At 63.1% G+C, this 12,963-nt stretch carries 13 protein-coding genes and 1 tRNA gene; 6 read left to right on the forward strand and 8 right to left on the reverse strand.

Annotated elements, in window-relative coordinates; translation table 11 throughout:
* Window positions 1-4: 4 nt before the first annotated feature.
* Complete coding sequence (locus H290_RS0107540) at window positions 5-1,240, reverse strand: hypothetical protein (RefSeq protein ID WP_020106178.1); 1,236 nt, start codon at window positions 1,238-1,240, stop codon at window positions 5-7.
* A 113-nt stretch (window positions 1,241-1,353) separates the two neighbouring features.
* Here H290_RS0107540 and H290_RS0107545 point away from each other — a divergent pair, with 113 nt between their 5' ends.
* Entirely contained in the window at window positions 1,354-2,076 is a 723-nt protein-coding gene (locus tag H290_RS0107545; RefSeq protein ID WP_020106179.1) for a MerR family transcriptional regulator, read from the forward strand.
* On the opposite strand, the gene H290_RS0107550 is transcribed toward H290_RS0107545, so the two are convergent.
* The 3 genes from H290_RS0107550 to H290_RS0107560 all read right to left on the reverse strand — a co-directional run bounded on the left by H290_RS0107550 (window position 2,073) and on the right by H290_RS0107560 (window position 4,565).
* Complete coding sequence (locus H290_RS0107550) at window positions 2,073-3,434, reverse strand: UDP-glucose/GDP-mannose dehydrogenase family protein (RefSeq protein ID WP_020106180.1); 1,362 nt, start codon at window positions 3,432-3,434, stop codon at window positions 2,073-2,075. The two genes, H290_RS0107545 and H290_RS0107550, sit on opposite strands and share 4 nt — an antisense overlap.
* Before the next feature lie 66 nt (window positions 3,435-3,500).
* On the reverse strand, window positions 3,501-4,079 hold the full coding sequence (dcd, locus tag H290_RS0107555; RefSeq protein WP_020106181.1) for a dCTP deaminase: 579 nt from the start codon (window positions 4,077-4,079) through the stop codon (window positions 3,501-3,503).
* 24 nt (window positions 4,080-4,103) lie between these two features.
* Window positions 4,104-4,565 carry a carboxymuconolactone decarboxylase family protein gene (locus tag H290_RS0107560; RefSeq protein WP_028462917.1) on the reverse strand — a complete coding sequence of 154 codons (462 nt, stop codon included), beginning with the start codon at window positions 4,563-4,565 and terminating at the stop codon, window positions 4,104-4,106.
* Window positions 4,566-4,660: 95 nt separating this feature from the next.
* Between H290_RS0107560 and H290_RS0107565 the strand changes: the two genes are divergently transcribed.
* Window positions 4,661-5,539 carry a sigma-70 family RNA polymerase sigma factor gene (locus H290_RS0107565; protein WP_020106183.1) on the forward strand — a complete coding sequence of 293 codons (879 nt, stop codon included), beginning with the start codon at window positions 4,661-4,663 and terminating at the stop codon, window positions 5,537-5,539.
* 17 nt (window positions 5,540-5,556) lie between these two features.
* On the opposite strand, the gene H290_RS28040 is transcribed toward H290_RS0107565, so the two are convergent.
* The gene (locus H290_RS28040; protein ID WP_020106184.1) at window positions 5,557-7,245 is read right to left on the reverse strand and encodes an HNH endonuclease signature motif containing protein; all 1,689 of its coding nucleotides are present in this window, start codon (window positions 7,243-7,245) and stop codon (window positions 5,557-5,559) included.
* A 156-nt stretch (window positions 7,246-7,401) separates the two neighbouring features.
* On the opposite strand from H290_RS28040, the gene H290_RS0107575 reads away from it, so the two are divergent.
* Window positions 7,402-7,475 (forward strand) — tRNA-Gly (locus H290_RS0107575).
* A gap of 35 nt (window positions 7,476-7,510) precedes the next feature.
* On the opposite strand, the gene H290_RS0107580 is transcribed toward H290_RS0107575, so the two are convergent.
* Together H290_RS0107580 and H290_RS28045 are read right to left on the reverse strand one after the other, a co-directional pair.
* Entirely contained in the window at window positions 7,511-7,726 is a 216-nt protein-coding gene (locus H290_RS0107580; RefSeq protein ID WP_020106185.1) for a hypothetical protein, read from the reverse strand.
* Between the two features lie 113 nt (window positions 7,727-7,839).
* Complete coding sequence (locus H290_RS28045; protein WP_036518393.1) at window positions 7,840-9,153, reverse strand: DUF2254 domain-containing protein; 1,314 nt, start codon at window positions 9,151-9,153, stop codon at window positions 7,840-7,842.
* Window positions 9,154-9,296: 143 nt separating this feature from the next.
* Between H290_RS28045 and H290_RS0107590 the strand changes: the two genes are divergently transcribed.
* On the forward strand, window positions 9,297-10,514 hold the full coding sequence (locus tag H290_RS0107590; RefSeq protein WP_020106187.1) for a cation:proton antiporter: 1,218 nt from the start codon (window positions 9,297-9,299) through the stop codon (window positions 10,512-10,514).
* Here H290_RS0107590 and H290_RS31930 read toward each other — a convergent pair.
* Complete coding sequence (locus H290_RS31930; RefSeq protein WP_255327725.1) at window positions 10,505-10,636, reverse strand: hypothetical protein; 132 nt, start codon at window positions 10,634-10,636, stop codon at window positions 10,505-10,507. The genes H290_RS0107590 and H290_RS31930 overlap by 10 nt on opposite strands.
* 352 nt (window positions 10,637-10,988) lie before the next feature.
* On the opposite strand from H290_RS31930, the gene H290_RS0107600 reads away from it, so the two are divergent.
* Entirely contained in the window at window positions 10,989-11,840 is an 852-nt protein-coding gene (locus H290_RS0107600; protein ID WP_051121928.1) for a metal-dependent hydrolase, read from the forward strand.
* A complete protein-coding gene (locus H290_RS0107605) occupies window positions 11,837-12,949 on the forward strand; it encodes a PDR/VanB family oxidoreductase (protein WP_020106190.1) in 1,113 nt (370 codons plus the stop codon). Before H290_RS0107600 ends, H290_RS0107605 begins: the two co-directional genes overlap by 4 nt.
* Window positions 12,950-12,963 lie beyond the last annotated feature (14 nt).

Below are 12,963 nucleotides of genomic sequence, written 5' to 3' on the forward strand. Positions count from 1 at the left end.
GCACTCAGGGCAAAACGATCGGGGGCTGCCCCGGTATCGGGTTCGGGATCGTGTTCTGTCGGGGCGGTAGCAGCGTGGTCCGTCGCGACGTCGGCGGTGGTGCAGGCGTCGGTGTCGGTGTCGGGGTCGTGTAAATGACGATCGGAGCGAGGGCCGCCTTCGTGTTGATCGGCGGGATCGTGGTTGTCGTCGGAATGAGGGCCGGCGTGGTCGTTGGGTTTGACGGACTCCCCGACGTCGGTGCCGTCAGATAGCGCTGCGACTCCGGGCCGGAGGTGTCCTCGCGCCATGGACTGACAGCCGCAATGATCCCACCCGCGACGATCACCGCAGCGATGACGGCGGCTGCGGTCATCACCAAACGGTTCTGCTTCCGTCGACGGTCTGCGGCCCGGGCATCGGACACCACCGGGATCGGGTCGACGATCGGCGCGGGAAATGGTTCCGGTAGCGGGTCCGGGAGTGGATCTGCGACCGCAGCTCTCCGCGTCGGCTGCACCGGCAACGGCATCGGCACCGGCACCGGAAAAGACATAACGCCACGTTCGGCCTGGTCAGCCGAGCGCGAATGCCGTCCCTGACGCGCTGGTGCCGGCGAGGCCCGGATCGGCAGGACCGGCAACTGGCCGTTGAACGCCCGCGACATCTCGTCGATGAGGCCCGGCCATTCGACGTGGTGCGACATCACGACCACTGCGAAGACGGGACTGGGCGAAGCCAGAGACACCGACCTGGCCACACTGATCGCCCGGACCGCAGACGGGTTCAGCGCCTCTTCCACATCTTCTCTGGTGACCCGGAGCAGACCGACGTCCTGCTTTCCCATCACGAAGGTCGCCTCGGATGTTCCGAGCAGAGTCCTGGCCTGCGACATCATCCCGATAAGTTCACGGGCCCATTCAGGGGTTGCCGGCATCCTGGCCCGGCCGGTGCGCACCAGGTGGTCGGCCATCGCCCGATCGAATGATGCGGAGTGCAAGGTGTTGTCGTTGAGTTCGATGAGACATTGCCCGGTCTCCGCATCGACAGCCGCGCCGCGTAGGCCACCGTCGTCGAGGTCTACCAGCGCAAATGCCGCTCCGATGCCACCGAGTTCGGTTGTCAGCAAGTTCCGGATATCGGCGAACAACGCTTCGTGGAGCCAGATCATGCGGCTCGGAGCCAGTGCTCGCTGCGGATCGTGGTCCAACACTGCCTCCCGCCGCAATCCCGTCACCTCTATGTACGGTGTTGTCGTCATTCTGCCCAATGCAACCCGAGCTGTCCCGGTCGGTACCGGTTTTGCTCCTCTAGAATCAGCCCTCAACCTCTGTGAACACTGGCCGATGACCCTGCGGGATCGAAAGCGGATTGATGACCGAGTACCGGATCGACGACCTGGCGCGGGCCGCGGGAACGACCACCCGAAACGTCCGCGGGTACCAGGATCGGGGACTGCTTCCCCGACCGACGCGACGTGGCCGCATCGCGATCTATACCGACAGCCACCTGGCCCGGCTGAAGGTGATCAACAACCTCCTGCTCCGCGGGTTCACCATCCGGCACATCGGCGACTTCCTGCACGGGATCTCACACGGCGCCGATCTCGCCGATGTTCTCGGCCTCCGCGAAGTGGTCACCGAACCGTGGTCCACCGCGCACACGGAGAACATCTCCGCCGAGGGCCTCAAAGCATTGCTCAACTCCGGCAACCCCTCTCACCACGAGAAGCTGATCGAGTTCGGCCTGATCGAGCGAAACGGCGACAGCTACACCCTGCTGGACCGAGAGACGGTGCGTGCCTTCGGAAGACTCACCAAACTCGGCATCTCCCTGTCGATGATCCTCGACGTCCACGGACGGGTCGAAAGGGACATGGCTCAGGTCGCCTCGACCATGATCTCGGCCGGGCGCACCGTCATGACCGAAGGACACGGCGATGGCTGGATCCCCGGCAACGACTCCGAATCCGAATGGGCCGCCGAGTTGATGCGCGAAATGCGCAAGGCCGGATCAATTTCCGCGCACAACGCACTCGACCGCGCGCTGGACCGCGATTTGGCCCATCAGCTCGACGACTACCTGGGCCGCGACTAGACCCGGGACGCGACGTAGCCCCGCAGATCACGGACGGGGCCGCCGAGGCTCGAATAGGACCATCCGGCCCGCCGCCACGCGCCCGCATCCAGGCATCGCCGGCCGTCGATCACATTCATGTTGCGGACGAGGGGTCGCAGCGCCGCCGGGTCCATGTGTACGAACTCGGTCCACTCGGTCAGGACCAGCACCGCATCGGCCTGCCGGCAGGCCTCGTGTACCGAATCTGCGTAGGTGAGCGTTGGAAATACCTTGCGGGAGTTGTCGATTGCCTTCGGGTCGAAAACACTGACCGCGGCTCCCTTGAGCTGTAGTTGTCCGGCCACGTTGAGCGCAGGCGAGTCACGCACATCGTCACTCTCCGGTTTGAACGCGGCCCCCAGCACGGCAATGTTCTTGCCCAGCAGGGTGTTACCGCACACCTCTGTCGTCAGCTCGACCATCGCGGTGCGGCGACGCATGTTGATGGAGTCGACCTCACGCAGGAACGTCAGGGCCTGATCGGCGCCGAGTTCACCGGCGCGGGCCATGAATGCACGGATGTCCTTGGGCAGGCATCCACCGCCGAAACCCAGACCCGCATTGAGGAATCGGCGTCCGATTCGATCGTCGAACCCGATGGCATCGGCCAGCATCGACACATCGGCGCCGCTGGCCTCGCATACTTCACTGATGGCGTTGATGAATGAGATCTTGGTTGCGAGAAAGGCATTCGCCGAGACCTTGACCAATTCGGCGGTGGCCAGATCGGTGACGAGGAACGGGGTCCCGGTCGCCAGAATCGCACTGTAGAGATCGCGCACCTGCGCTTCCGCGCTACCAGCTGAATCACTTGAGTCGATCCCCAGCACTATCCGGTCGGGACGCAGGGTGTCGTCGACGGCGTGTCCTTCGCGGAGGAACTCCGGATTCCACGCGATGTTGATCTCGGCGCCGTCACCGGACGCACTCCGCGCCCGCCGCTTGAGCTCTTCTGAGGTCCCGACAGGCACGGTTGATTTGCCGATGATCAGGTGGTCACCGCACAACCTGGGCGCCAACTCGTCGATCACCGCGTAGACGTGGCGGAGATCCGCTGCGTATTCACCCTTTTTCTGCGGGGTGCCGACGCCCAGGAAATGCACATCGGCGAAAGCCGCGGCCCGGTCGTAGTCTGTGGTGAACTGCAAGCGTCCGGCAGCGAGGTTGCGCCGAAGCACATCCGGCAGACCGGGTTCGTAGAACGGGAGGTCGCCGTTCTGCAGTCCGGCGACCTTCGCCTCATCGACATCGACCCCGAGAACCTCGTGCCCGAGTTCGGCCAGACATGCAGCGTGGGTGGCTCCGAGGTAGCCGCATCCGAAAACCGTGACCTTCATACCCCTGTGGGTACCGAACGCGGTTGGCCATCGGGCAACGATCAGGTGGCGCGTCGGCCACCGTATTCAGTCGGTCTGGTTCTGCGGGAAGTTCAGGTACGCCTTCGACGGGGTGGGGCCGCGTTGGCCCTGGTACTTCGATCCGGCGGCCGCGCTGCCGTAGGGCGCTTCTGCCGGGCTCGACAGCTTGATCACGCACAGCTGCCCGATCTTCATCCCCGGCCACAGCGTGATCGGTAGGTTGGCGACGTTCGAGAGCTCCAGCGTGATGTGGCCGGTGAAGCCCGGGTCGATGAAACCCGCGGTCGAGTGCGTAAGCAAGCCCAGCCGACCCAACGATGACTTGCCCTCGAGACGCCCCGCGAGGTCGTCGGGGAGGGTGCAGACTTCCAGCGTCGACCCGAGGACGAACTCGCCGGGATGCAGAACAAACGGCTCCCCCTCGGTCCGCTCGACCAGCGTGGTCAGCTCGTCCTGCCGCTGAGCAGGGTCGATATGGGTATAGCGGGTGTTGTTGAAAACCCGGAAAAGACCATCGAGCCGGACGTCGATGCTGGACGGCTGGACCAGCTCCGGATCGTACGGTTCGATGGCCAACCGGCCGTCAGCTATCTGGGCACGGATGTCGCGGTCTGAGAGCAGCACACGACGAGGTTAGCTGCCTGCTGCTCAGCTCCACGTTGTGCCTGCGGGTTCTTGGATGGTGACGTTGATCCGGTTGAAGAAGTTGATCAAGGCGATCTGCAGGACTACACCCGCCAGCGCCTTCTCGTCGAAGTGGTCGGCAGCGTCGTCCCAGATCTCGTCCGGAACTGCGGTCGCCCGCGAATCAGCGAGCCGCGTCGCTGCTTCCGCCAGGTTCAAGGCCGCTCGTTCGCTGTCGGTGAAGAATGGCGATTCGCGCCAGACCACCACCGTGTTGACGCGGTCCTCGGACTCTCCTTCTTTACGCAAGGTGTCGACGTGGCCGTAGACGCAGGCTGCGCAACCGTTGATCTGGCTGACCCGGAGGCTGATCAGTTCGCGCAGGACGAGCGGAAGTCCACTGTCCTCGAGCGCGCCGAGGAGGCTTCCCACACCTTTGAGGGACTGCGGCAGGATGGTGGCGGGATTGGTCATACGTGCGGACATGGTGTGCTCCTCAGGATTGGCCGGCGGTGTGTTGTCACATCGGCGGTGTCGGGCGGTTCATAGCTCTGACACCCCGGAGAAAGGAAATGTGACCGATGGACGGGAACGACTTTTTGCTCACCGAGTTCGAGGCCAATCGCGGACATCTGCGCGCGGTCGCCTATCGAATGTTGGGGTCGCTGCCGGAGGCCGAGGATGCAGTGCAAGAAACGTGGCTGAAGGTCGCGGCCGCCGACACCGATGACATCGCAAACATCGGCGGCTGGTTCACCACGATCACTTCGCGGGTATGTTTGAACATGTTGCGGTCGCGGCGGGCGCGCCACGAAGAATCCTTGGACATCGTCCACGTACCGGATCCGATTGTGGCTCCGCTGAATTCCGCAGATGACCCGGAAGACCAAGCGTTGCTGGCCGATTCGGTCAGTGTTGCCTTGCTGGTGGTGTTGGAGACGTTGACTCCGAGCGAACGATTGGCATTTGTTCTGCACGACCTGTTCGCGATGCCGTTCGACGAAGTCGCACCGATCGTGGACAAGACCCCCGCAGCAGCGCGAAAGCTGGCCAGCCGGGCGCGGACCCGGGTGCAGGGAGCGACAATTCAGTCCCCGCGGGTGTCCGAGCAACGCCGCGTGGTCGAGGCGTTTCTCGCCGCGGCACGTGGCGGCGACCTCGAGGCACTGATGACCGTGCTCGACCCCAACATCGTGCTGCGCAACGACCACGCGCCCGACAAGGCCCCGATGGAGCTGGTGGGCGCCGACCAGGTCGGCCGCGGAGCGATCATCTACCGGGCAGCGAACGCACGCAGTCAACTCGTGCGCGTGAATGGCGGCTACGGTGTGTTGTCGTTCAGCGGCGACGACGTCTCCGCGATCGCGTCATTCACAGTTGCCAACAATCGCGTGGTGGCGATGAACATCGTCTCCGATCCCGAGCGAATCGCGAAGCTCGACTTCACGGGCATCGTCTGACGCACAGACCAGTTTCATCAGAACGGCGGCGGATCTTTCCTTTCCTGTTCTTCGCGGATTCTGCGGTTCCGTAGTCGTTCTTGTTGGCGGCGTGCATGTTTCGCGGCGGTGCGTGATTGCTGTCGAGAGTCCGGTGCTGTGGGCGGTGGCCGGCCGGGTGAGCCGCGCTGGTCGTCGAAGACGATCAGCCGAAGTGTCGGGAACAGATCATCACCGGTCCACGCCGGTCCGTCGTAGCTGCGGCCTTCCGGAGTGGTGAAGATCAGCCGCGGGCGTCCAGTCCGCGGGTCCGGGTATTGGTCGTCGAGCCAGTCGCTGTAGGTCTTCAACAAATGGTGAAACCTGCAGAGTGTCTTCATCTCTGACGGATGTGTGCAGCCACCGGCATCCGGATTGTGGTGGTTGTATTCGTGAGTGTGATCGAGGTCAGCGCCCCACGCCTTCTTGTCACAGCCGGGCCACACGCAATAGCAATCCCGGATCCGGATGTAGCTGTCAAGGACCACCGACGGACGGTACATGTCACCTGGCTGGGCGGCAGGCAGTGGAACGATCTGCGCGAACGGCGCATCCACCGTGTCGCCCCTATCCGAAAACTCACCGAGAGTCGGGTTTTCCGGCAACCGCATGTACACGGTGGGCTTGCCAGGTTTCGTTTCCGGCTCTGTCGGTTCAGGTTCGGGCTGAACAGGTTCCGGCACCACAGGTTGTGCAGATTCAGTCTTGTTGCCCATCGGTCGCTGGACTGTTTCGGTGCGGTCGGCGATGTCGCGGACATGAGCGGCGGAAATGACCCCATGCCCATCGAGGAACCCTGGATTGTCCGCCGTCCCCTCGAGCGTCGCCTGATCGGTGATCACGTGCAGAACGATCTTCACATCCACACCCGAGATCACCTGATCCGCTGGGACCGTGACGATCTCGGCCGTGCACGGGTGTTTCGGGTCGTCCGGGCACTGGCAACCGAACTCGCGGCCCATCACCGTCGCAAACAACGCGTCGGCCATCCGATCAGCTTTGCGCCGCGGATCGGCCTTGCACGTCGACGTGGCCAGCTTTTCCAGCCGTGCCATGATCATCGTCATTTCTTCAGCGGTGGACTGTCCCTCCAGGACGGCCATGCCGTGATCGGCGTGCGAGCCCCACACCCCACGCCGGTTCTTCGCATCCTCGCGGGCCTGACGGACCAGATCGGGGTCGCGGCGAAAGATGATCGCGTCGACCATGTCCCGCATCCGGTTTTTCGACCACGACCCCCGCCGACCCAACGTTGCAGCGATTACCTGATCAATCTCTGCCTGATGCGGCGACCCGTCGATCAACTCGGTACGAGACACGACGTCCGGAATGTACTCCGCGGCCACCCGCCCCGCCTTCAGCAACGCATTCACCGCGGGCAGACGATCCCGCAACGCCAACGCGCGGTTGATCTGCAACTCAGCGGTGTGCTGCGTGATCTCCTGTGAGGCAGACAGTCTCGCCGCACACTGCGCGAACGGATCAATTGCCCGCATCTCCGCCTCGGTCCCCGCGGATGGTTCCACCAACAAGGCATGCAACTCCGCCGCCGCGGTATAGCGCTGCCATTCCAGCTGACCCTGCTGCGCCCGCGCGAGCTCGGTGTCGCGCAGCAGTTCATTCGCACGCAGCTCCTCAGGACTGATTTCTGCGTCCCCACCAGCGGATTCATCCCCCATGCCGAACATACATTCGAGACTAGATCAGGGGTCTGACAATCCGGATCGACGGCCAAACGTCAGCGCATAGCGAACTCGGTCGCTACCGGATTGTTCCAAACCGAGCGCGCCACGCGCATTCCTGGCGGTGCCTGTTAATATCGCTCTCGCGGCCTGAGGTCGCACGCCGATGTAGTTCAATGGCAGAACGTCAGCTTCCCAAGCTGAACACGCGGGTTCGATTCCCGTCATCGGCTCCACGATCCTGGCCTGATCGAAAATCTCGCCGCTCGTTCTACGGTTCCGCGACGACCGTTAGCAGCGGCCGGGTGGAGTCGATCGGACGGACGCCGTAATCGGGGCTGCTGTTGCGTTCGTGAAGGTATTCAAGGTGCAGCGTGAGTGGCGCGAGGTCCTCGGCCGTCAGCTGTTGTGCGTCGATCACTTCAAGGATGTCGGCGAACCTGAGGAGCCAATAGTTGGTGTCGTCGAACATGCCGTCGGTCGTCATTTCCGTATCCCCTTGTTGAAGCCGGGTTTCCGTCCCCGTGGGTCCAATCCGGTGACATGTTTGCATGGACCACCCCCGATGAGCAGCCCGTTTCCCGGTCAGCGGGTGGGAGGTCATCGCTCCAGGAGCTTCTTCAGTTTCTCTGCGTGACGAACCACCGGTTCCAGATCTGCGGGTTGAGCGATGTTCCGGTGGGCGTCGTCGAGAATCAGATCCAGCTGTGTGACCAGCGCAGCGCGGCGACTCGCCGATTCCGGTCCGAGACAGCTCGCCACCGAACTGAGCATCTCGATCAGTGCGAGCGCGACTGCCGGTTCCGTTGCGCCGTAGCGGCGGATTTGTCCGCAGGCCAAATCGAGGTAACCCTCGAAGTCGCGGGCTGGTGTCGTGACAGTGGCGGAGGGTGTCGGCCGGTGGACCGTGGGGCCCAGGCGGCGGGTCGCGAGAATGGCGAGAATCGTTGCGAGCTGGTCGATCACCTGCACACCGGTGTACGGGTCATTGACAGCGGGCGACAGAGCCTTGGCTGCGACGTCGACGAGTTGACGAATACCGAACGGGACGTCTTGTTCGAGGGTCCGTTCGAAGCCGACCCGAACACACTCCGCGATCAGTACCGCGCACCGGTCGGCATCGACCTCTGCTCCGGTGTCGGACCACACCCACGCCAGGGGTGATCCGCGGACGATGTGTGCGCCGACCGGCATGGCATACCGGATGTGTATGGAATGGCCGGCTGCGTAGTCGATCGCGGCATCGGGATGCAAGGTCTGCACATACCCGGAATGCACGGCCGCGATCGCTATGGCGTCAGCCGGCGGGATGGGCACAACCTCGGCGTCATCGTCTCCGTGAGTGAGCCGGTTATGGATCACCGCTGTGGTGTTGCGACCGATTCGGCGCATGATCTCGTCGATCTGCATCGAATGTGAGATGTGGTGGACCTCGTACACCAGAGCGCCGAGGCTGAGAAACAGCAGGCCGATGGCCCCCGAGACCGCCGCACGTGGAAACGATTCGGTGTCGCGGCCGGCCGAGACACCGACGGTGTACAGGCCGGCAGCCGAGTACGCGAAGGTCGCGACGAACACGCTGAGCACGATCTGATTTGGCCGGTCGCGTAGGAAGTTCCTGACGATTCGCGGCGAGTACTGCGTCGACGACAGTTGTAGGGCAACAACGGTGAGCCCGAGCATCAGGGCGATCACGGTGATGGTGGTGCCGGCGATTCCGATCAAGAGGCTGCGTGCGTCGTCGGGGCTGCCTTGAAAGACCAGCCAGTGGTACGACGAAGACTCGGGGATGTCCACCAGGGAGAGAGCGGCACCGAGCGCGATCGACAGCACCATCGCGGTGATGGGCAGCACCCACATTGCACCGAGCAAGTACTCCCACCATGCTTCGAGGCGTTGCTTTCGTCGAGTCATCGATTACCTCCTCCCGATGACTGTTGCACTTGATGGTGTCCGGTGTCGTATCGTCTACGAAATCCAGCCAAGAAGAAAGACAAACTGATGATCATGCGCCGGGGATCAGGCGAATTAACAGGTCTTTCAACGGGTGTCGGGCAATGACAGCCGAGGTCGCCGAGTCACTGTTCTGGATCGTGCTCGCGGCAGCCATCGCGCCGCTGCTGGCGGCAGCGGTGCCCGGGCGATTGATCCCCGAAGTGGTACTGCTCCTTGCGGCCGGAATCATCATCGGACCGTTCGGGATCGACATCGCCGCGATCTCACCTGAGATCGACATGCTCCAGGAACTCGGGCTCGGTCTGCTGTTCCTCCTCGCCGGATACGAATTGGACCAACGTGAACTGGTCGGTAGCGGCGGACGTCGAGCACTGGTGACCTGGTTGTGCTGTCTGGCACTGGCATTCGCGGTCGTATATTCACTCGCCCACGTAATTACGATCCGAGCTGAGGTCGCGACGGCGATCGCACTGACCTCGACGGCGCTCGGCACATTGTTGCCGATTCTCACAGAGCGCGGATTGGTCGAGACGCGTATGGGCCGAACCATTCTCAATCACGGAGCGATTGGTGAACTCTGCCCGGTCATCGCGATGGCGGTTCTTCTCGGTGTGCGCGGCGCGGCAGGTTCGGTGCTGGTGCTTGGCTTGTTCGCGGTCGCAGCGGTCGGCGTCGCCCTCGTGCCCCGGCGGTTCGGCGGTTCGCAATCCAGGTTGGCAGCAGTGATTGAAAAGGGTGCCGACACCACGTCGCAAACGCAGGTACGCCTGACGGTGTTGCTCCTCGTCGGGTTGATCGCCCTTGCTGCCGCATTCGACCTCGACATCATCATCGCGGCCTTCGCCGCCGGATTCATCTTGCGCCGGACGCTGCCGACGGGTCACGAGGGGCTCGAAACAAAGCTGGGCGGGCTGGCCTTCGGCCTACTGGTCCCGGTCTTTTTCGTGACGTCGGGAATGAACATCGACGTCGATGGTGTGGTGCAGCGGCCCGAAGTGCTCGTGCTGGCAATTGTGATGCTCTTGCTCGTGCGTGGACTGCCGGTGTTCATCGCCACCCGGCTCGAAAAGGCCGACGACGGTCGCCGCGCCTTCGATAAGCGTGAGCGCGCGCAGATCGCCCTGTACTCAACCACCGGGCTGCCACTCATCGTCGCGGTCACCACGGTTGCGGTCGACGCCGGTCCGATGACCCCGACCAACGCGTCGATCCTCGTCGCGGCCGGCGCGATCACGGTGTTGATCCTCCCCCTCACCGCCACCCTGCTCGGTCGCGGTGAGGTGGAGGAGATCATCCCGGCCGAAGAGGATCAGGACTGACCGGTGGCCGCGAACGCGGCGACGGCTGATTCCACGGACGAATAGATGTGCGTGTTGTCGAAGTCGGCCAGTGTGCCGTACTTCTCGAGAGTGGCCGGCAACGCGGGATCGGCTGCGGCCAAAGCGAACACACCGTCGGACAGATCCAGCCAGCCGAACGTAACAGTGTTCGCCGAGTCCGGCTCAGCGAAAGTCGGTTGCCGGTCATGGATTTGGTTCAGAAAACAGAGTCGTCGTTAACTTCCGAAAAAAACGTCGTTGCCGTCGAATGCAAGCACGACGTCGAAACGAATGAATTACGTTATCAAACCAACTATCTCCGAATTGAAATTCGCTGGGAATGCGATTTGGTAACTACCCAGAGCGTGTTACGGTCGGCGAACGAAAGCTTGCGACGGCAGTACCCGAGGGGTGTTCGGCCGAGCCCCAGAGGAGGTCAGTCACCCCGTGAGATCCGAATCCGACATCCGGTTGATGATCCAGCCCCGCAACGTCTCGTTCGACTGGGCCGATATGCACTTGCATTATATGGACGGAAGTCCCCTGGCCACGCACCTGATGAATGTGATGCACCTGGCGCTTCCCGCAGGTGAAGAGTGGTTCGTCGAGACATTCAAAGAAGCGTTGCCGTATATCGATGACGAGGACCTTCGTGAGGACGTCATCGGATTCATCGGTCAAGAGGCGATGCACGCGAGCGCCCACACCACTGTTCTGCAGTTCCTGAAGGACCAGGGACTCGATCCCACGCCGTTCACCGAACAGATGAACTACCTGTTCGGCGTCGCACTCACGAAACGACCATCGGAAGATGCGAATCCGCGTCACGGTTTGGTCGAACGACTGGCGTTGATCGCCGGCGTCGAGCACCTCACCGCATTCCTCGGCAACTGGGCGCTCAATGAAACCCGGATGGACGACGCCGACGTCGACCCCACGATGCTGGACCTGCTTCGATGGCATGGCGCCGAGGAAGTCGAACATCGCTCCGTCGCATTTGAGGTGTTGGAGTACTTCGACGCCCGGTACAGCCGCCGGGTCCGGGCCTACTTGCTGATCGCTCCCACCATGGTCTGGTGCTGGGCCAGGGGCGTGCGGTTTCTCATGCAGAACGACCCGACTCTGAGTACTCCGGACAGTCGTCGGGTGCGGTGGTCCGATTGGCGCGCCGTGACCAAACAGGGCCTGTTTCCCAACGGCCGATCGATGCTCCGCGCCAGTGCCCGGTACTTCCGGCGTTCGTATCACCCCAGTCAGGAAGGCTCGACTGCCCAGGCCGTGCGGTACCTCGCGGCGTCGCCCGCCGCGCGGGCCGCGAACAAATGAAGTTCAGCCCCCGGCGGGTCTCGCGGTTGGTCACATCGTTTCGGGAAGGCCGGGAGATCCCGCCGGACCTCTTCGACCGTGACGCGCCGGACCAGACGCTGGCATTGATCACCGACGGCCTGGACAAGATCTTCGCCAGCCTCAGTGGGTTCGAATATCGGGACGAGTATGCCGCAGGTAAAAGAAACCCGTTGATCACGTTGGTGGTTTCGGAGCGGAAGATGGTGTGCGACGACGTCGTTCAATTGACGTTCAAAGCTGCCGATGGCGAACAATTGCCGACGTGGGATGCGGGTTCACATCTGGACTTGCATCTGCCTTCCGGCCGGCGCAAGCATTACTCGCTGTGCGGTGACCGTCAGGATCGATCGAGTTATCAGATCGCGGTCCGCCGGATGCCCGCGGCGGGCGGGTCGTGGGAAATGCACGAGCTGTCGGTGGGCGCGCAGGTCACGACGCGAGCTCCTCGCAACGGTTTCCCGTTCGTCGCCGATGAGCGCGCGCTGTTCATCGCCGGGGGCATCGGTATCACCCCGATCATCGCGATGGTCCGCGAAGCGCGCGAGCTCGGCATCGACTGGTTCCTGGTCTACTCGGGCCGATCGCGAAGCTCGCTGCCATTCCTCGACGAGATCGAGGATTGGGAGCGCGACCGGGTGCTGATCCGGACCGACGAGGACCACGGCACCCCGGATGCAGCGGAGTTGTTGCAGCACGCTTCTGCCGGCGGAGCCGTCTACTGCTGCGGACCCGGCCCGATGATCGATGCAGTCCTCGGCGGTTTCGGCCAGACACCGGCGACGGAGCTGCACTTCGAACGGTTCAGCGCGCCACCCGTCGTGGACGGCGTCGAGTTCGAGATCGAGTTGGCGCGGTCGGGGCGGGTGCTCACGGTCCCAGCGGATCGCTCGATGCTCGAGACGGTCCGCGCCGAAGTCCCCGACGTGGCGTATTCATGTCGTCAGGGATTCTGCGGTACCTGCCGAACCAGGGTTTTGAGTGGCACGCCGGATCACCGGGACAGTCGGCTCAGCCCGCAGGAACAGGAGAACGAGATGCTGATCTGCGTCTCTCGCGCCAGTGGCGGACGCGTCGTCATCGACCTCTGAAACACTCCGTCGTA

The organism is Nocardia sp. 348MFTsu5.1 (assembly GCF_000383535.1).
In the GTDB taxonomy this organism is placed as follows: Bacteria; Actinomycetota; Actinomycetes; order Mycobacteriales; family Mycobacteriaceae; genus Williamsia; species Williamsia faeni.